General features: G+C 68.0%; 15 protein-coding genes and 2 tRNA genes. 7 read left to right on the forward strand and 10 right to left on the reverse strand.

Annotation, left to right across the window (positions count from 1 at the left end; all coding sequences use genetic code 11):
• Window positions 1–589 precede the first annotated feature (589 nt).
• The 6 genes from ACTOQ2_RS02960 to ACTOQ2_RS02985 form a co-directional block, all read right to left on the reverse strand.
• Window positions 590–3,217 carry a valine--tRNA ligase gene (locus tag ACTOQ2_RS02960; protein WP_440098087.1) on the reverse strand — a complete coding sequence of 876 codons (2,628 nt, stop codon included), beginning with the start codon at window positions 3,215–3,217 and terminating at the stop codon, window positions 590–592.
• Window positions 3,218–3,517: 300 nt separating this feature from the next.
• Window positions 3,518–4,798 (reverse strand): ATP-dependent Clp protease ATP-binding subunit ClpX, encoded by a 1,281-nt coding sequence (gene clpX / locus ACTOQ2_RS02965; protein ID WP_329084422.1) that lies wholly within the window; start codon window positions 4,796–4,798, stop codon window positions 3,518–3,520.
• 192 nt (window positions 4,799–4,990) lie between these two features.
• The gene (locus tag ACTOQ2_RS02970; protein WP_326642780.1) at window positions 4,991–5,635 is read right to left on the reverse strand and encodes an ATP-dependent Clp protease proteolytic subunit; all 645 of its coding nucleotides are present in this window, start codon (window positions 5,633–5,635) and stop codon (window positions 4,991–4,993) included.
• A gap of 11 nt (window positions 5,636–5,646) precedes the next feature.
• Window positions 5,647–6,291: a ClpP family protease gene (locus ACTOQ2_RS02975; protein ID WP_386161284.1), complete on the reverse strand. Its 645-nt coding sequence runs from the start codon at window positions 6,289–6,291 to the stop codon at window positions 5,647–5,649.
• A gap of 516 nt (window positions 6,292–6,807) precedes the next feature.
• Window positions 6,808–8,193, reverse strand: coding sequence for a trigger factor (gene tig, locus ACTOQ2_RS02980; RefSeq protein WP_440065976.1), 1,386 nt, complete (start codon window positions 8,191–8,193; stop codon window positions 6,808–6,810).
• A 209-nt stretch (window positions 8,194–8,402) separates the two neighbouring features.
• Window positions 8,403–9,269, reverse strand: a complete 867-nt coding sequence (locus ACTOQ2_RS02985) for a helix-turn-helix domain-containing protein (RefSeq protein WP_440065975.1) — start codon at window positions 9,267–9,269, stop codon at window positions 8,403–8,405.
• A 245-nt stretch (window positions 9,270–9,514) separates the two neighbouring features.
• On the opposite strand from ACTOQ2_RS02985, the gene ACTOQ2_RS02990 reads away from it, so the two are divergent.
• Window positions 9,515–10,024 (forward strand): ATP-binding protein, encoded by a 510-nt coding sequence (locus ACTOQ2_RS02990; protein WP_440098089.1) that lies wholly within the window; start codon window positions 9,515–9,517, stop codon window positions 10,022–10,024.
• A gap of 101 nt (window positions 10,025–10,125) precedes the next feature.
• Here the strand turns inward: ACTOQ2_RS02990 and ACTOQ2_RS02995 are convergent.
• A tRNA-Pro gene (locus ACTOQ2_RS02995) sits at window positions 10,126–10,199 on the reverse strand.
• An 89-nt stretch (window positions 10,200–10,288) separates the two neighbouring features.
• Here ACTOQ2_RS02995 and ACTOQ2_RS03000 point away from each other — a divergent pair.
• A tRNA-Gly gene (locus ACTOQ2_RS03000) sits at window positions 10,289–10,359 on the forward strand.
• A 55-nt stretch (window positions 10,360–10,414) separates the two neighbouring features.
• Here the strand turns inward: ACTOQ2_RS03000 and ACTOQ2_RS03005 are convergent.
• Both ACTOQ2_RS03005 and ACTOQ2_RS03010 read right to left on the reverse strand, forming a co-directional pair.
• A complete protein-coding gene (locus ACTOQ2_RS03005) occupies window positions 10,415–10,852 on the reverse strand; it encodes a tyrosine-type recombinase/integrase (RefSeq protein WP_440098090.1) in 438 nt (145 codons plus the stop codon).
• Window positions 10,853–10,930: 78 nt separating this feature from the next.
• Window positions 10,931–11,557, reverse strand: a complete 627-nt coding sequence (locus ACTOQ2_RS03010) for a DUF6461 domain-containing protein (RefSeq protein ID WP_440098091.1) — start codon at window positions 11,555–11,557, stop codon at window positions 10,931–10,933.
• A gap of 515 nt (window positions 11,558–12,072) precedes the next feature.
• Here ACTOQ2_RS03010 and ACTOQ2_RS03015 point away from each other — a divergent pair.
• Together ACTOQ2_RS03015 and ACTOQ2_RS03020 are read left to right on the forward strand one after the other, a co-directional pair.
• The gene (locus ACTOQ2_RS03015) at window positions 12,073–12,465 is read left to right on the forward strand and encodes an AraC family transcriptional regulator (RefSeq protein WP_362686783.1); all 393 of its coding nucleotides are present in this window, start codon (window positions 12,073–12,075) and stop codon (window positions 12,463–12,465) included.
• 81 nt (window positions 12,466–12,546) lie between these two features.
• The gene (locus ACTOQ2_RS03020; protein ID WP_440098092.1) at window positions 12,547–12,957 is read left to right on the forward strand and encodes a VOC family protein; all 411 of its coding nucleotides are present in this window, start codon (window positions 12,547–12,549) and stop codon (window positions 12,955–12,957) included.
• A 170-nt stretch (window positions 12,958–13,127) separates the two neighbouring features.
• Here ACTOQ2_RS03020 and ACTOQ2_RS03025 read toward each other — a convergent pair whose 3' ends face one another.
• Window positions 13,128–14,438 carry an FAD-dependent oxidoreductase gene (locus ACTOQ2_RS03025; protein WP_440098093.1) on the reverse strand — a complete coding sequence of 437 codons (1,311 nt, stop codon included), beginning with the start codon at window positions 14,436–14,438 and terminating at the stop codon, window positions 13,128–13,130.
• An 86-nt stretch (window positions 14,439–14,524) separates the two neighbouring features.
• Between ACTOQ2_RS03025 and ACTOQ2_RS03030 the strand changes: the two genes are divergently transcribed.
• The 3 genes from ACTOQ2_RS03030 (at window position 14,525) to ACTOQ2_RS03040 (ending at window position 18,551) form a co-directional block, all read left to right on the forward strand.
• Window positions 14,525–15,142 carry a TetR/AcrR family transcriptional regulator gene (locus tag ACTOQ2_RS03030; protein ID WP_440098095.1) on the forward strand — a complete coding sequence of 206 codons (618 nt, stop codon included), beginning with the start codon at window positions 14,525–14,527 and terminating at the stop codon, window positions 15,140–15,142.
• Window positions 15,143–15,246: 104 nt separating this feature from the next.
• Window positions 15,247–16,833, forward strand: coding sequence for a phytoene desaturase family protein (locus ACTOQ2_RS03035; RefSeq protein WP_440098097.1), 1,587 nt, complete (start codon window positions 15,247–15,249; stop codon window positions 16,831–16,833).
• 44 nt (window positions 16,834–16,877) lie between these two features.
• The gene (locus ACTOQ2_RS03040; protein WP_440098099.1) at window positions 16,878–18,551 is read left to right on the forward strand and encodes an ATP-binding SpoIIE family protein phosphatase; all 1,674 of its coding nucleotides are present in this window, start codon (window positions 16,878–16,880) and stop codon (window positions 18,549–18,551) included.
• Window positions 18,552–18,568 lie beyond the last annotated feature (17 nt).

Here is an 18,568-nt window from a genome sequence, read left to right on the forward strand (position 1 = left end):
GCTTCATGCACTGGCTTTTAACACACTGTTGAGTTCTCAAGAAACGGACGCGTACACCATCACCCTGACCCGACCAACCGGTCCGGCAGAACTCCGGGGCGTTCCATTTCGTGTCACTATCTTATCGGAAGTGCCGGTTTCGTGTCAAACTGTCGGATTTCCGACTCTCGACTCGATCCCGCCGAACCCGCTAGGATTGCGACTGCCCCGTTTCCAGGGCAACCCCTCTAACTTACTCCAACATCCGGTCGTTGTCCAATCGTGTGGACACGCCCGATTTGTCGGGATTTTTGGAAGGGAGGTGCAGGACACCGCCCTGCATAAAGAACTCTAGCAGTCCCCCAGGGCTGCGATGACCAACTTCCCGGTAAGAACTAGGTCTTCCCTGGGACGCCAGCCCTCAAACACGAGAACCCAGGGTCAAGAAACCCTGGGTTCTCGTCAAAGCGGCCACCAGTCCGGAGCCGTCCCCTTCCCGCTGCTCAGACCAGGTCCCTGCCTGCACGGGCAAAGTCCCCGCCCGGCTCACGACCTGTCGGGACAAGCCCTGTCGCCGGCTCGCGCTGCCGGGAGTCGGTCAGGCCAGAAGTCAGCCGGCCGGCAGCGACTCCAGCTGGGCGAGCAACCGTTCGATGTCCTGGTCAGCCTGTGCCGCCCGGGAGCGCACCTTGGTCACCACGTCGTCGGGCGCCTTGGCCATGAACTGCTCGTTGCCGAGCTTGGCCGCGACCTGGGCCGCCTCCTTGCGCGCCACCGCGAGATCCTTCTCCAGGCGCTTGCGCTCGGCGGCCACGTCGATCGTCCCGGCCGTGTCGATCTCCACGGCGATGCCGCCCACGTCAAGGCTGGCGGTCGCGGCGAACGACTCGGACGGCTGGTCGAGCCGGAGCAGCGACCGGATCGCCCCTTCGTGGGAGGCGAGTGCCGTACCGGCGAGTGAAAGCCGTGCGGCGACCCGCTGGCCCGGCTTGAGGCCCTGGTCGGAACGGAACCTGCGCACCTCTGTGATCAGCCCCTGCATGGCGAGGACTTCCTCCTCCGCCGAGGGATCGCGCAGCGACTCCTGGACCGTCGGCCAGGGGGCGACCACGATCGACTCGCGCCCGGTGACCGCACGCCATAGTTCCTCGGTGACGAACGGCACCAGGGGGTGGAGCAGGCGAAGCAGCGAGTCGAAGACGTGGCCCAGCACGAGCCGGGTGTGCTCCTGGCCCGAAGCGATCTGGATCTTGGCGAGTTCCACGTACCAGTCGCAGACCTCGTCCCAGGCGAAGTGGTAGAGCAGGTCCGAGATCTTGGCGAACTCGAAGCTTTCGAACGCGGTGTCCACCGACGCGACGATCTCCTGGAGCCGGGAGAGGATCCAGCGGTCCGCGGCGGTCAGCTCCTCGGTGGGGAGCTCGCCCGTCACGGCGCCGTTCATCAGCGCGAAGCGGGTGGCGTTCCAGATCTTGTTGCAGAAGTTGCGTGAGCCTCCGGCCCATTCCTCGCTGATCGCCACATCGGAGCCGGGGTTGGCGCCGCGCAGCAGCGTGAAGCGGGTGGCGTCGGCACCGAAGCGCTCGACCCAGTCGAGCGGGTCGACGACGTTACCGAACGACTTCGACATCTTCTTGCCGTACTGGTCACGGACCATGCCGTGCAGCGCCACGGTCCTGAACGGCGGCTCACCGTCCATGGCGTAGATGCCGAACATCATCATCCGGGCCACCCAGAAGAACAGGATGTCGTAGCCGGTCACCAGGACGGAGGTCGGGTAGAACTTGGCCAGCTCCGGCGTCTTGTCCGGCCAGCCGAGGGTGGAGAACGGCCAGAGCCCGGAGGAGAACCAGGTGTCGAGGACGTCGGGGTCCTGAACGTAGCCCTCGGGCGCCTGCTCGTCGGGGCCGACGCAGACGACCTCTCCGTCGGGGCCGTACCAGACAGGAATGCGGTGTCCCCACCACAGCTGCCGGGAGATGCACCAGTCGTGCATGTCGTCGACCCAGTCGAAGTAGCGCTTGGCCAGCTCCGGCGGGTGGATCTTCGTCCGGCCGTCGCGGACCGCGTCGCCCGCCGCCTTCGCCAGGGGAGAGACGTTGACGAACCACTGGAGGGAGAGCCGGGGCTCGACCACGGTCTTGCAGCGCGAGCAGTGCCCGACCGAGTGGAGGTAGGGACGCTTCTCCGTGACGATCCGGCCCTCCGCGCGGAGCGCGGCCACCACAGCGGGCCTGGCCTCGAAACGGTCGAGACCCTGGAACGGGCCGTGCGCGGTGACCACTCCCCGCTCATCCATGATCGTCATGGACGGCAGCGAGTGGCGCCGCCCGATCTCGAAGTCGTTCGGATCGTGCGCCGGGGTGACCTTGACCGCCCCGGTGCCGAAGGAGGGGTCGACGTGCTCGTCGGCGACGATCGGGATGCGGCGCCCGGTGAGCGGCAGCTCCACCTCGCGGCCGATCAGGTGCGCGTAGCGCTCGTCGGAGGGGTGCACGGCCACGGCGGTGTCGCCGAGCATCGTCTCGGCCCGGGTGGTCGCGACCACGATGGAGTCGTCGCCGTCGCCGTAGCGGATCGAGACGAGCTCACCCTCGTCCTCGCTGTGCTCGACCTCGATGTCCGACAGCGCGGTCAGGCAGCGCGGGCACCAGTTGATGATGCGCTCGGCGCGGTAGATGAGCCCGTCGTCGAAGAGCTTCTTGAAGATCGTCTGGACGGCCCGGGAGAGGCCCGGGTCCATGGTGAAGCGCTCCCGCGACCAGTCGACACCGTCGCCGAGCTTCTTCATCTGGCCGAGGATCCGGCCTCCGGACTCCTCCTTCCACTGCCAGACGCGCTCGACGAACGCCTCGCGGCCAAGGTCGTGCCGGGACAGGCCGTCCTTGGCGATCTCGCGCTCGACGACGTTCTGGGTGGCTATGCCGGCGTGGTCCATACCGGGCAGCCAGAGCGTCTCCTGGCCGCGCATGCGGGCACGGCGGGTCAGCGCGTCCTGGATGGAGTGGTCGAGGGCGTGGCCGATGTGCAGGACACCGGTCACGTTCGGCGGGGGCAGGACGATGCTGTACGGCTCGCGCTCGCTGCTCGGGTCGGCGGTGAAGTGTCCCTCCGATACCCAGCGCTCGTAGCTCCGGGTCTCCACGTCGGCGGGTGCGTACTGGGTAGGCAGCTCTGGCGTCGTCACGATGCCCAAGTCTAGGGATGTCCGCGTGCCCCCTGTCCCACGGACCGCCATACGGACCGTTTCTCCCCCGGCTTCTACCGATGAGCGAGATGATCCTCGCCGCCGAACACCGCCGAACACGCCGAACACGCCGAACACGCCGAACACCGGCGAGTACTGGCGAACACGGATGGACACGGATGGACACGGATGGATACCGGCGGACGCCGGGCGGGGGGGCGGCGAGGGCACCGGCCGGCCGCGGGTATGCCACCGGCAGGAACCGGAGACAGCCGAAAACGGCGGCGCCCCCCGCGGGAGAACCCGCGGGGGGCGCCGATCGTGCGAACCAGGAGGGTTCGCGCGGGCTTTCTAGGCCGACTTCTCGCGCGGCGGCCGCTGCTGCTTGTTGAGCTGGTCGCGCGGGACGAGCGTGGGATTGACGTGCTCCAGAACCGACTCGCGGGTGATGACCACACGTGCCACGTCCTGCCGCGACGGCACCTCGTACATCACCGAGAGGAGGACCTCCTCCAGGATCGCCCGCAGGCCGCGGGCGCCGGTGCCGCGCAGGATCGCCTGGTCGGCGATGGCCTCCAGCGCGTCGTCGGTGAACTCGAGTTCGACGTTGTCCAGCTCGAACAGACGGCGGTACTGCTTGACGAGGGCGTTGCGCGGCTCGGTGAGGATCTGGATGAGCGCCTCACGGTCGAGGTTGTGGACGCTCGTGATGACCGGGAGCCGGCCGACGAACTCGGGGATCATGCCGAACTTCAGCAGGTCCTCGGGCATGACGTTCTCGAAGATGTCAGCGCCGTCGATGTCTTCCTTGGAGCGGATGATCGCGTTGAAACCGATCCCCTTGCGGCCGACCCGGGACTCGATGATCTTCTCGAGACCGGCGAAGGCCCCACCGCAGATGAACAGCACGTTGGTGGTGTCGATCTGGATGAACTCCTGGTGCGGGTGCTTGCGGCCCCCTTGCGGCGGCACGCTCGCGGTCGTGCCCTCCAGGATCTTCAGCAGGGCCTGCTGCACGCCCTCGCCGGAGACGTCCCTGGTGATCGACGGGTTCTCGCTCTTGCGGGCGATCTTGTCGACCTCGTCGATGTAGATAATGCCGGTCTCGGCCTTCTTGACGTCGTAGTCGGCGGCCTGGATCAGCTTGAGCAGTATGTTCTCGACGTCCTCGCCCACGTAGCCCGCCTCCGTCAGGGCGGTGGCGTCAGCGATGGCGAACGGAACGTTCAGCATCTTCGCCAACGTCTGGGCGAGCAGTGTCTTGCCGGAACCGGTGGGGCCCAGGAGCAGGATGTTGGACTTGGACAGCTCGATGCCGTCGTCACGTCCGCGCTCGCCGGACTGCACCCGCTTGTAGTGGTTGTAGACCGCCACGGAGAGAGCCTTCTTCGCCTGGTCCTGACCGATGACGTAGGCGTCGAGGAATTCGTAGATCTCCCTCGGCTTGGGAAGGCTGTCCCATTTGAGCTCAGAGGACTCGCTGAGCTCCTCCTCGATGATCTCGTTGCAGAGGTCGATGCACTCGTCGCAGATGTATACGCCGGGTCCGGCGATGAGCTTCTTGACTTGCTTCTGGCTCTTTCCACAGAAAGAACACTTCAGCAGGTCTCCCCCGTCGCCGATGCGTGCCACCCCAGATACTCCTTTGCGTGGGACCGCCCTGGCTGCCGCGGTCCGTTTCTTCCGACCGGCCCGATACCCGATCGAAAAGTCATCCCGCTTAGGTTTCGACGTTACCGTCTTCTGAGCCCTCAGTGAGCCCCCTAGCGGCGAGTCGCACCGGAACGTGCCTGATTCGGCACGGTTCCGGTGCGATATGCCTCGTTAGGAGGCTACGGCCTTCGCGAGTTTCTTGCGGGACGGAATGATGTCGTCGATCAGTCCGTACTCCTTGGCCTCGACGGCGTCAAGGATCTTGTCCCGCTCGATGTCCTTGCGGACCGCCTCCGGTGCCCTGCCCGAGTGCTGAGCGATGATCGTCTCCATCTGCGCGCGCATCCTGAGGATCTCGCGCGCCTGGATCTCGATGTCGCTTCCCTGGCCGCCACCCTCGGTGGACGGCTGGTGGATCAGCATGCGGGCGTTCGGCAGGGCGAAGCGCTTGCCCGGCGTGCCGCCGGCCAGCAGGACCGCCGCCGCCGAGGCCGCCTGGCCCAGGCAGACCGTCTGGATCTCCGGCCGGACGAACTGCATCGTGTCGTAGATCGCCGTCATGGCGGTGAAGGAACCGCCCGGCGAGTTGATGTAGATGCTGATGTCGCGGTCGGGGTCGAGCGACTCCAGAGTCAGCAACTGTGCCATGACGTCGTTGGCTGACGCGTCGTCCACCTGCACGCCGAGGAAGATGATGCGGTCCTCGAAGAGCTTGGCGTACGGGTTCATCTCCCGCATGCCGTAGGACGTGCGCTCGGTGAAGGACGGAAGAACGTAGCGGCCGTTGATATCTCCCGGCCGGATCAACTCACTCACCTTGTGCCCCTTCAGGAGACGGCGCCCGTGGAGGGCACCTGTCGAGCGCTGCGCACGACCTGGTCGATGAAGCCGTAGTTCTTGGCCTCCTCGGCCGTGAACCAGCGGTCCCGGTCGGAGTCGGCCTCGATCTGCTCGATGTTCTGACCGGTGTGGAACGCGATGCGCTCGGCGAGGGTCTTCTTGACGTAGAGCATCTGCTCCGCCTGGATGGCGATGTCGGCGGCGGTGCCGCCGATGCCACCGGAAGGCTGGTGCATCATGATGCGGGCGTGCGGCAGGGCGTATCGCTTGCCCCGCTCGCCGGCGCAGAGGAGGAACTGGCCCATGGAAGCGGCCAGACCCATCGCGACGGTGCACACATCGTTAGGGACATATTCCATCATGTCGTAAATCGCCATACCAGCGGTTACGGAACCGCCTGGCGAGTTGATGTAGAGCCAGATATCGCGCTCCGAGTCGTCCGCGGCGAGCAGCAGCAGCTCGGCGCAGATCCGGTTGGCGATCTCGTCGTTGACCTGGGTGCCCAGCACGATGATGCGCTCACGCAGCAGCCGCTGGTAGAGCTGGTCTTCGAGCCTGAACGAGCCGTTCGGCTGGCTCATCGACTCGGGCCCGGAGCCGGTCGGCTGGTAGAAGGTCGGCGGGCTGGTCACAGCGTCACCTTCCGATGCGTCGTAATCGATTGGCTTTGCTTGTGACCTTAACGCGCGTCACCTACCGGACATGCCTCCTCAACGCACTGTTCGCTGACGGCGCATGCTGCCCGCCGCCTTCCCACCACGTCCGGAACCCCCTGCCGCGTACCCGGGTGGAGGCTCCGAAGCCAGAGCCCGTACGGCGTGTCGCGTCCGCAGGGGGGCGGAAGCGGGGGCCGCGGAGGAGAGCCGTACGGCGGCACCGCCTCCGGAGAGGGGGGCCGACGGCTCTCAGAGGGCCCAGGAGCCCGCGAGGCCCCTCAGGGGGCGGGAGGCCGGGAGGAAGGCCGGAGACCCCCAGGTACCGCTCTGCGGCACGCTCACCACCCGGAGACCGAGGGCACGCTCACCACGCGGAAGACGAGGGCGCTCTAATCACCCCTCACACGAAGACGCCCCCGTCGCGCGGAACGCGGCGGGGGCATCGGGCGGTGGAGGCGCCGGGCGGGCCCGGCACCTCCACTCCGCAGGGAACTACTTGGCGGCCTCGACCTCGTCGGCCTGGGCGGCCTCGTCGGTGTCGGAGGCCTCCTCGCCGTTGATCTCGGTGTAGATGGCCTTGAGGTCGACCTCGTTGCCGGCCTCGTCGACCACCTTGGCGGCGTCGCCGATGACGCTCTTGGCCTTGTCACGGACGATCTCGACCATGGCCAGCGTGAGCTGGTCGTTGTCGGCAAGGTGCTGGGCGAGCGTGTTGGGCGCGACGTTCATCTGCATGGCGCGGCGCACCACGAAGTTGGTCAGCTCCTGCTCGCTGACGCCGAGGTCCTCGCTCTTGACGATCTTGTCAAGGACGAAGCCCGTCTTGAGGGCCTTGGCGGCGCTCTCGTCGAACTCCGCGAGGCGCTCCTCCTCGGTGGTCTGGTAGAGGCGGAAGTACGCCTCCTTGCTCAGGCCACTGTCGGCGATCTGGTGCTCGAGGTTGTGCTTGCGGTTGTCGACCTCGGCCTTGAGCGCGCTCTCGGGCAGCGGGATGTCGATCTTGTCGAGCAGGGCGTCGAGGGCGTTCTCGCGAGCCTGGACGACCTGGTCGATCAGCTTGTTGCGGCGGGCCGTCTCGCTGATGCTCGCCTTGAGCTCGTCAAGGGTGTCGAACTCGCTGGCGAGCTGGGCGAACTCGTCGTCCAGCTCGGGGAGGACCTTCTCCTTGACACTCTTGACGGTGATGGTGACCACGGCCTCCTCGCCGGCGTTCTCGCCGCCGACCAGGTTGGTGGTGAACTCCTTGGTCTCACCCGCGGACAGGCCGACCAGGGCGTCGTCCAGGCCCTGCAGCACCGAGCCGGCGCCGACCTCGTACGAGACGTCGTTGGCCTGCTGCTCCTCGATGTTGACGCCGTCGATCGCGGCGGCCAGGTCCATGACGACGAAGTCGCCGGAGGCCGCGGGGCGCTCGACGCCGGTCAGGGTGGCGAAGCGCTGGCGCAGGCCGTCCAGCTGCTCGTCGATGTCCTTGTCGGAGACCTCGGAGACCGGGACGGTCACCTCGATGCCCTGGTAGTCGGGGACGTCGAAGCCGGGGCGGACGTCCACCTCGGCGGTGAACTCGACCTGCTGGCCGTCCTCGATCTTGGTGACCTCGATCTCCGGCTGGCTCACCGGGAAGATCTCGCTCTCGTCGACGGCCCGGCCGTACAGCTTGGGCACCGCGTCGTTGAGGGTCTCCTCCAGCACCACGGCGCGGCCGAACCGCTGCTCGATGATGCGGGCCGGAACCTTGCCGGGGCGGAACCCGGGGACGCGCACCTGCTGCGCGACCTTCTTGTACGCCGCCTGCAGGCTCTCGCCGAGCTCCTCGAACGGCACCTCGACGGTAAGCCTCACCCGGGTCGGGCTGAGCTCCTCCACAGCGGTCTTCACGGGGTCGTCTCCTTGATCAAGCTTTGAGTGATCGCGGGCGCGTCAAGTCGTAACGGCTACCGCGGCAAGCTCGCGCGCCGCGCCCACATGAGCGGCACCTGGCACAGCCGTCGAGACACACGAGATCAGGGCATGCTCCACAGCGGCGGGTGTTCAGCGCCGCTGGCCAGTCTAGGGCAGAGCGGCACCATCGAGCGACCAATGGCCGCTCAGTCCTCCTTGATGATCCGCCTCAGGATGTCATTCGTCTCCCCGGGCGTGGTGCTGACCGCGCACAACCGCTCCATGACCTCGCTGTAGCGGTCGACGTCCTCGCGCTTGTCCAGGTAGAGGGCACTGGCCAGTTGCTCGACGTAGACGACGTCGGGGAGCTCGCGGTCGTTGAAGCGGAGCACGCTGAAGGCCCCGCCCTCCGCGCTGTGGCCGCCGAAGCTGAAGGGCATGACCTGGATGGTGATGTTCGGCTGCCGCATGAGGTCGAGCAGGTGCTCCAGCTGGGCTCGCATGACATCCGCGCCTCCGATGGGGCGCCGTAGCGCGGCCTCGTCGATGACGGCCCAGAAGAACGGGCCGTCGGGCCGCCCGAGCACCTGCTGGCGCTGCATCCGCAGGTCGACGCGGCGGGCGATCTCCTCCGGCGCGATGCCGGCGCTCCCCGCGGTGATGACCGCCCTGGCGTACTCCTTGGTCTGCAGCAGGCCGGGCACGAACTGCACCTCGTAGGTGCGGATCCGGGAGGCCGCCTCCTCGAGGCCGACGTACGTCTGGAACCACGAGGGCAGCAGGTCGTTGAAGCGGTGCCACCAGCCGGGCTCGTTGGCCCGCAGCAGCAGGTCCATGATCGCCGACCGGGCGTGCTCGTCCTCCACCCCGTAGAAGGTGAGCAGGTCCGCCACGTCGCGTTCCCTCAGGCCTACCCGGCCGAGCTCCATCCTGCTGATCTTGGACTCGGATCCGCGGATCAGATGGCCCGCCTCCTCGCGCGAGAGCCCCTTGGCCTCGCGCAGGCGACGCAGTTGGGAGCCTAAGAGGATACGCAGAGCTGTGGGACCCGATCCCGGTTGAACCTGCGTCACTTCGCCTCCCTCTGTGTACTTGGGCCAGCGCACACAGTGTCACTACTTCCGGCCGCTATGACAAGGTCTCAACTCCCTGCCCGATTCGCCAAGTCGCCCCCTTAACCGCCCATGCGGCTGCACACTGCAACTGCACGTGCATTTGGGTCTTGCAGCAGACGTTCCGGTGACCCATGATGGCCTAGTGCATATTGGGCTTATGGTGCACAAGCTCTGAAAACTCTCAAGTGGTACGGAGACTCACGATGACAGCGGGAGGTACCGGCAGGATGGTGGAGGAGCCAAAATCGGCTGCCGACTACCTGCAGGCGACCCGCCAGGTGAGCTTTGACGAGCTACTGGGGGCCAACCACTCCGGCGCGACCGCGTGCCCCCTGCCCAGCCAGGCCGACTCGGTGAAGACCGCCCGGGACGTGACACGCTCGACGCTCCACGACTGGGGACTGGCGGAGCTCAGCGATGACGCAGCGCTAGTGGTTTCGGAACTGGTCACCAACGCGGTCCGTTACGCGCTGTGTCCGCCCACCCAGACGGAGATCGCTCCGATCACGCTCGTCCTGGTGCACCTCTCCCCCCATGTGCTCCTGGCCGTGACCGACCCGAGCGACGAGATTCCGACCCCCAAGGAGCCGGACTTCGTCTCGGAGAACGGCCGGGGCCTCTACATCGTGGAGACCTACAGCCAGGGGTGGGGCTGGGACCACCTCAACTGCGGCGGCAAGGCCGTCTGGGCCTTCTTCAGCCCCCGTCGCTGACCTTCCTCCGCCCCCGCCGCCCGTGCGTCCCACGCGGCGAAGAGTTCTTGACCTCGTACACGAAGAACCGGGCATCGGTCGGAACCGATGCCCGGCACACGTCGGGGTGACAGGATTTGAACCTGCGGCCCCCTGCTCCCAAAGCAGGTGCGCTACCAAACTGCGCCACACCCCGGTACGTCGAGTGCGCGCATGCTCCGGAACTCCGGTACGCTTACGCCCTGACGAACGGATGAAGTCTAGACCAGACTGACGCCGGCTCGCGCGGACGTAGCTCAATGGTAGAGCCCCAGTCTTCCAAACTGGCTACGCGGGTTCGATTCCCGTCGTCCGCTCAGAATGGCGAAAGGCCAGGTCAACCAGCACATGGTTGACCTGGCCTTTTGGATTTCACACGCTCGTATCGAGCTTCCGTGCCACCTGCGTGCCACTAACTTTCTTTTTTTCTTTTTCCTGTGCCACCGTCAGCGCCTTGCCCAGGGCCGCAGCGATGACTTTGTCCCGGTCTCGGCTCGCGTGTTGGTAGATGAGCGCCGCTTGGTAGATGAGCGCCGCCCGCGCGGAGGCGTGCCCCATGCGGGACATCAGCTCTTCGAGGCTCGCTCCGCCGGCCGCAGCCAAAGTGTTACCAACGTGCCGGAGGCCGTGAAAGCGGAGGACGGGGAGCCCGACATCCTTGCGGATCTTGTTCCAGATCCGGCGGAATCCCGAACGCCGCAGCGATCTCCCCTTCGGCCCGATGAAGACATGCCCGTTCTCCCCCGGCTCCGCGAACTCGTTCAGGTGCGCCCGCAGCTCCGGAATGATCTCTTCGGGGGTGGAGACCACCCGGCGGCCCGCTCGCGACTTGGGCGTGTCGTGGAGGAGCTCGCCGCCATCAAGGCGGCGGCGCAGCGCGCCGCCACATCAGCTCTGAGATCGATGAACCGTAACATCGGCTCCCAGCAACGGCCCGTTCAAGACGTCCGGAGTCAATACGACACCAGTCAACCGCGCCGCGAGCATCAGAGCCCCGTCCACTGCCGGGCGATCGAACCTCCCTTCCTCGTTCTCCTCATCGTCTTCAATGCTCAGTTCGTACGCAGGATCAAAGCCCACGTCCCTCATCAGGTCGACCAGACGATCCGGATCACTCCCGGACCGCTCTGTGGGATCTATCGGATCGAAGGCGGTTACGTGTTCTCCGTCAACGGCATAGGCAAAGCAGCCGGCCGCGTCATCATGCCGCTGCACCGACACCGCCTCCGTCCCCACCGACAGCGCTTGCAAGGCGTCCAGCGACTTCCTGCCGAACACCTCGACGAGCACGGTCCAGCCATCCAGGTGCCCCGCCAGAATCTTGTTGGGGGTGGGGGGGAAGGGCCACGCATTCATCAGCTCCTCATGGGTGAGTGACCGGATGCTCCCCTCCTCGACGCCCACACGCCGAAACGCCTCGGCCTCGTCGAGCCCCCGAACAAAGGTCAGACACCATATGCCAAGGAGCGCATAGTCGCGGGCAAGCCAGGCGACATCGTCACGAGTGATCTTCATGCTGCACGCTTCCCGCCGTTCTCTTGGATGTGCCGCCACAGTAACGAGCAGTTCCGACAATCACCCCGCTCCCGGGTTCTATGGTCGTGGGCGCTATTTGCCTCCGGCGGGGGCTTCCGACTCCGGGATGATCGCCAGGGCAAGGGCGGAGGTCGTAAGTGGCTGGGACAGGCAAGGCGAGACCGCCTCTGACCTGGAACGCAGCAGGTCAGAGGGTTGCGAACCGAGATCTTCCGAACCGGCTACGCGGGTTCGATTCCCGTCGTCCGCTCAGATGGTGAAAGGCCAGGTCAGCCCACATACGGCGACCTGGCCTTTCATCTTTCGCCAAGACTTCAGGAACTTCCGTGCCCGTTGCGTGCCCGATGGTTTTTTGGATCCGTTTTCGCGGGCTTCCTTGAATTCCTTCCCGAGTGCCCACGCGATGACCCGGTCACGTTCCCGCCCGAGCACCGGGCGGGCGGACCGGGCACCGGAGCCGTCACCGACGGTGGGAACCGTGATGTGATGGCGTCGTGAGCCGCGCCGTCGAAGAGACCAACCGCCGCATGCTCCGGGCACGGGACGCGATGGACCGCGCCTACGCGCAGCCGCTGGACGTTCCGGCCCTGGCCCGGATCGCCCATGTGTCGGAGGCGCACTTCACGCGCACCTTCCGGGCCACGTTCGGCGAGACGCCGCACCGCTACCTGCAGCGCCGCCGGGTCGAGCGTGCGATGTCCCTGCTGCGGGACACCGACCGCAGCGTGACGGACATCTGCTTCCAGGTCGGCTTCGGCAGCCCGGGAACCTTCAGCCGCACGTTCCGCGACATCGTCGGCCGGTCGCCGAGGACGTACCGCAAGGAGGCGACGGCCGTGGGCGTGCCGACGTGCTTCACGATGGCGTGGACGCGGCCGAACGGCTGACCGCCCGCCCTGCCCGTGCCCTCCGCCAACTCAGCAGTTTCGGATAAGTTTCCCTCCGGCCTGCCCAGTAGCGTGATTCGCATGTTCAACGCCATCACGCACTCGCAGATATACGTCCTCGACCAGGACGAGGCCCTCGACTTCTATGTGGGCAAGTTTGGCCTGGAGGTCAACGCCGACGTCGACATGGGCTTCATGCGCTGGCTGACCGTCAGCGTCCCCGGCCACCCGGAGCGCCAGATCCTGCTGGAGAAGCCGGGGGGCCCGACGATGTCCGCGGAGACGGCGCAGCAGGTTCGCGAGCTGGTGACCAAGGGCGCGATGGGCGGCCATCTCATCTTCAGCACGGACGACTGCCACAAGACGTACGAGACGCTGCGGGGCCGGGGCGTCGAGTTCACCGAGGAGCCCACCGAGCGCCCGTACGGAATCGACTGCGGCCTCCGTGACCCCTTCGGCAACCACCTCCGCTTCACCCAGCTGAAGGCCTAGCGCCGTGACCGGTGAGGTCCGCCGGTCCGGCCGTCAGCGGCAGCCGGCACCGGCGTGACCGGCCGGGCCTGGCCGGTGGCGTCCTGCCCGCGGACGCGGGGCGGTCGCGAGCCGCGGTCCGGCCATGGCGTGAACGGGGGCGGAACGGGCCGGGCGAAGGCCGTCCCGTCTCACGAGAAGGCCCTGTGCCTCAGGGCCGGGAGGCGCTGGGCGGTGCGCAGGAAGGTCCTGAAGCCGACCCGGGCCACCGGGTTCTCGTCCACGAACTGCCGTGCCGCCCTGAGGGAGTCGCGCACGGCCGCGAAACCGTACTCGCGCATCTCCGCCTCGTAGGCGGCGATGGCCGCGACGGGGTCGCCTCCGCCGCCGAGGGCGCCGGTGAGGGCCCGGCAGAGTGATCGGGCGTCGCGCAGGGCGACGTTGGCACCGATGCCCCGCATCGGGGTCATGCTGTGGATCGCGTCGCCGAGCAGGGTGATGTTCGTGGCGGGCCAGGGGCCGATCGGCACCGAGGTGCGGATCGGCAGCAGCGAGACGGTGGCGGGGTCGGAGGTGGTGACCAGCGCGCGCAGGTCCGGGTGCCAGCCGGTGATCATCCGGGCCACGGTGTCCCTGAGCCGCTCACCGTCCATCACGGCGAGGTCGCCGGGAAAGCGGCCGGTCGCGGCGCCGAAGGCCCACATGACGTAGGCGCCGGTGTTGTCGAACAGGGCGCCCTCCCGCTCGGTCCTGCCGATCCCCGACGGCAGGACCGTGCTTCCGGCGTTTCCGGCGTTTCCGGCGCCTCCGAGGTCGTGCGGCGCGGTGAACATGCCGAGGCCCCTCGGCGGGATGATCATGTTGACGGCCTCGTACAGGGCAGGATCGACCAGGGCCCGGGCGGCGGCGGTGAGCGGGAACTTGCCCGCGACCGTGACGATGCCGGTGTCGACGCGCCGCGCGTGCGGCAGGTACAGGTGCCTGACGCGGGAGTTGCCGCCGTCGGCGGCGACCACGATGTCGGCGGTCTCGGTGGTGCCGTCGGCGAAGCGCAGGGTGACGGTGCCGCCGGGGTCGGCGGGGGCGCAGCTGTAGCTCTCGAAGGTCTTGCCGAACCGGACGACGCCGGAGGGCCCGTCGAGCCCGGACAGCAGGACCTGCCGCAGGGTGATCCGGCTGACCGAGTGGTGGGCGTTCACCGGGTCGGCCACGGGCCGGCTCTCCAGGGTCAGCAGCGGCCGCATCCGGTGGCTGAGGAAGCGGAAGTCCTGGGCGTCACGGCCGGAGGTCGCCAGGAACGCCTCCCACAGCTCGGGCGGCAGGCAGTCGCGCAGGGCCCGGGAGCCGTCGGGATCGATGTGGACGCGGTAGCCCTGGAGCCGGTCGGAGGGGGTGCGGTCGCGCTCGTAGACGGTCACGTCGACGCCCGCGCCGCGCAGCCCCTGCGCCAGGCAGAGGCCGCCGATCCCGCCTCCCACGACGGCGATTCTCGAATTGGTCATGGCATCACTATCACCCAGATGGATGAACTTATCAACCACACGGATGATAGATTCATCCCGTTGGTTGGCCGGTGTTACCGTGAGGCATGGACAAAACCCCTCGCCGCGCCCCCGTGGAGCGCAGGCGCGATCCCGAGCGCACCAGGAGGCGCATCGTCGAGGCGGCCAGGGCCGAGTTCTCCGCCAAGGGATTCGCCGGGACGAGGGTGAGCGAGATAGCCGCCAAGGCCGGGGTGAACAAGCAGCTCATCTCCTACTACTTCGGCGGGAAGGAAGGGCTGCTCAAAGCGCTCACGGCGGAGTGGCAGAGCAAGGAGGGCGTCTTCGCCGGGACGTCACCGTCGCCGTCGCTGCCCGAACTGATCCGCGGCTACGTCACCGGGACCGTGCGCGAGCGCGACCTCACCAGGATCCTCATCTGGGGCGGACTGCAGGACGACGGCGAGGAGGACCCCTCGCTGATCCAGCGAATGCGGAGCGACGTCGAGGGCCTGCGCAGGCGACAGGCGGAGGGGGAGTTCCCCGGCGACCTGGACCCCGCCTGCCTGCTCCTGATGCTCTTCGCCGCGGCCGGCGCCGGGGCGATATTCCCCCAACTGGTCCGCGCGCTCTGCGGGCAGGACCCGGCGTCCGAGGAGTTCGGCGAGCGGTACGGGGAGCAACTGGCGCGGTTGCTCGGCCATCTCGGCGCCGCGAAGTCCTAGTTCGTCTGGAAATATCTACAAATCTCTGTTAAACACAAGGTTCGTATATAGATCATTCTTTACAATCCTCCATACCAGCAGTCAGAGTGCCCCCTGGAGGGAAAGTGTCGGAGTTCGACGGCGTCATCGTGGGCGGGGGCCATAACGGCCTCACGTGTGCCGCCTACCTCGCGAAGGCGGGGTTGTCGGTCGCGGTCGTCGAGCGCAACGATGTCGCGGGCGGCGGTTGCAGTACCCAGGAGCTCACGCTGCCCGGGTTCCGGCACAACACCCACAGCAGCTATCACTTCCTGGAGGAGGGCCCGGTCCCCGCCGACCTGGAGCTCCAGCGTTACGGCCTGCGCTACATCTACCCCGAGACCCAGCACGCCACGGTCTTCAGGGACGGCCGGGCGATCACGGTCTACACCGATCCCAAGCGCACCGCCGAGTCCTTCGCCCGGTTCTCCAGGGCCGACGCCGCGCGCTGGCTGGAGCTGTACGAGCGCTACGCCGAGGCCGCCAGGGGCCTGATGAACGGCTTCCTGTACTCCAGGCCGCTGCCGCCGCCGGTGCTCGCCGAGCGCGTCGGGGGCGACCTCGGCCGCGACATGATGAGCTACATGCCGCTGTCGCTGTACGAGGCAGTCGACAGGAACTTCGAGAGCGACCAGGTCAGGGTGCTGTTCAAGTCCTTCCTGCACGCGATCTCCATCGAGAACGTGCCCGGCACCGGCGGTTTCTTCCCCCGGCTGCTGTCGCGCATCGCCAGGCTCGGGGTGCCCGTGGGTGGCGCGGGCAACGTCGCGAGCGCGCTGCGCGCCGTCATCGAGGAGCACGGCGGCACCGTGGTCACCAGCGCCCACGTCGAGCGGATCCTGGTCGACGACGGGCGGGCCACCGGGGTGCGGCTCGCCACCGGCGACGTGCTCACCGCCCGCCGGTTCGTGGCCAGCGCGGTGGACGCCCCCCAGACCGTGCGGCTGGCGGGCCCGGAGAACTTCGGCGCGGAGATCGCGGCCAAGGTCGAGGGCTACAAGTGGGCCGGGCACAGTCTCGTCACCCTCCACCTGGCGCTCGACGAGGCGCCGCGCTACCGGGCCGCCGAGTTCGAGCCCGACGTCGACCGGGCCTTCCTCGTGGTGCTCGGCGCCGACGACAGCGAGCAGCTCGGCCGCACCTTCGACCAGATCCACCAGGGACGGCTGCCCGACCGGCTGGCCGGCAACGGCGCGTGCCCCTCTTTGTTCGACCCCTCGTACGCGCCGGACGGCAAACACGTGGCGTTCTGGTGGCCGTGGGCCCCGTACGACCTGGGCGGCGACCCGGCGAGCTGGGACGCGCGGCGCGAGGAGGTCGGGGAGCGGCTGCTCGCCGAGTGGGCCGAGTACGCCCCCAACCTGGCGAGTGGCGCCGTCCTGGGGAAACGGGTCTTCACACCGCTCGACATCGAGCGGCACTGCGTCAACATGGTGCGCGGCAGCCACCACGTGGGGGCCTACGAGCCGTCCCAGCTGGGCGGCAACCGGCCGGTCCCCGAGATGGGCCAGTACCGCACCCCCGTCGACGGCCTCTACCTCTGCGGCGCCAGCAGTCACCCGGGCGGCTCGGTCTCCGCGGCCCCCGGATACAACGGCGCCAACGCCATCGCAGAAGACCTCGAACTGGAAACCTGGTGGACGCCGGTTCCCGCACCCCGGTGGAGCGAGTGAAGTCCCGTTTCGTCACCAAGAATCCAGCGACGCCAGGGTTCAGGATGGGCAGTCCCGCATCCATGCACGAGCAGCTGTCCCTGCTCAACGCCGCCAGCAAGCGCATCGGCAGCACGCTGGACATGTTCGAGACCGGCAGGGAGCTGATGGACGTCGCCGTGCCGCGCTTCGCGGACGCGGCGGGCATCCTCGTCCAGGACCGGCTGGTGACCGAGGGTGAGTTCCCCCAGGAGACCACCGACGGCTCGGCGCTGGTGCGGCGGATCGCGGTCGGCGTGGCCGACCCCTCCCCCGGCGAGTACGCCAAGGCGTTCCCCGTGGACGAGGTGGCCGTCTACGAGGCCTGGACCCCCTACGCCCGGTGCATGGCCACCGGCAACCCGATCCTCTACCCCCGCCTGGGACGCAGGACCGCCGAGGAGATCGGACGGTTCTGGAAGCGCGACTCGGTGTCGAAGGTGCTGGAGGACAGCTCGTTCCTGGTGGTGCCGCTCAAGGCGCGCGGCCGGGTGCTGGGCTTCGTCATCTTCACCCGCAGGCCCACCAGCCAGCCCTTCGACGAGCAGGACGTCAACCTGGCCGAGGAGCTGGCGGCCAGGACCGGCGTCTGCCTCGACAACGCGCGGCTCTACAACCGCGAGCGCCGCACCGCGCTCACCCTGCAGAGCAGCCTGCTGCCCGTCGACCTCTCCCAGCCGCTGGGCCCGACGATCGCCTCCCGCTACCTGCCGGCCAGCGACCTGGTCGGGGTGGGCGGCGACTGGTACGACGTGATCCCGCTGCCCGGCTGCCGGGTCGCCCTCGTCGTCGGCGACGTGATGGGGCACGGCATCAGGGCCGCCGCCACCATGGGCCAGCTCCGCACGGCCGCGCGCACTCTGGCCAGCCTGGACCTGAGCCCGGCCGACGTGCTGTTCCGGCTCAACCTGATGAGCCAGGATCTGGACGCCAGTCAGATCGCCACGTGCGTGTACGCCACCTACGATCCGGTCACCCGGCGGTGCGCGATGGCCTGCGCCGGGCACGTGCCGCCGATCCTGGTGCGGCCCGGCGGCGAGACCGAGCTGCTGGAGCTGCCGCCGGGGCTCCCCCTGGGCATCGGCAACGAGCCGGCCGAGATGCGGGAGTTCACGCTTCCCGGCGGGACCGTGCTCGCCTTCTACACCGACGGCCTGGTGGAGAGCCGCGACCGGGACATCGAGGAGGGGATCGGCGCGTTGCGCGGCCTGCTCTCCGGCCCCGACCATGATCTGGAGGAGGTCTGCGACCTCACGATCAGCGCCCAGCGGCCCGGGCACGAGCGTGACGACATCGCCCTCCTGCTGGCCAGGGTGTCGGAGCTGACGGAGAACGAGTTCGTCGAGACGTCGCTGCCCTCCGACCGCCGCTCCGCCTCCCATGCCCGCCGTTTCGTCCGGGCCACGCTCGACAAGTGGGAGCTGTCCTCGCTCTGCGACAACACCGAGCTCATGGTCAGCGAGCTGGTCGCCAACGCGGTCGAGCACGGTCAGGGCGAGGTCGAGCTGCGGCTGCTGCGCGGGCCCACGCTGGTCTGCGAGGTGTCCGACAGCTCCGCGTCCGAGCCGGTCATGCGGGAGGCGTCCACCACCAGCGACACCGGCCGCGGCCTGCATCTCATCAACTGGCTCGCCCACCGCTGGGGGTCCCGCCTCACCCCGAAGGGCAAGATCGTCTGGGTCGAGCAGCGGCTGCCCTGACCCGGCGGCCCTGCCGG

This window comes from Streptosporangium sp. H16, assembly GCF_051918855.1.
Taxonomy (GTDB): Bacteria; Actinomycetota; Actinomycetes; order Streptosporangiales; family Streptosporangiaceae; genus Streptosporangium.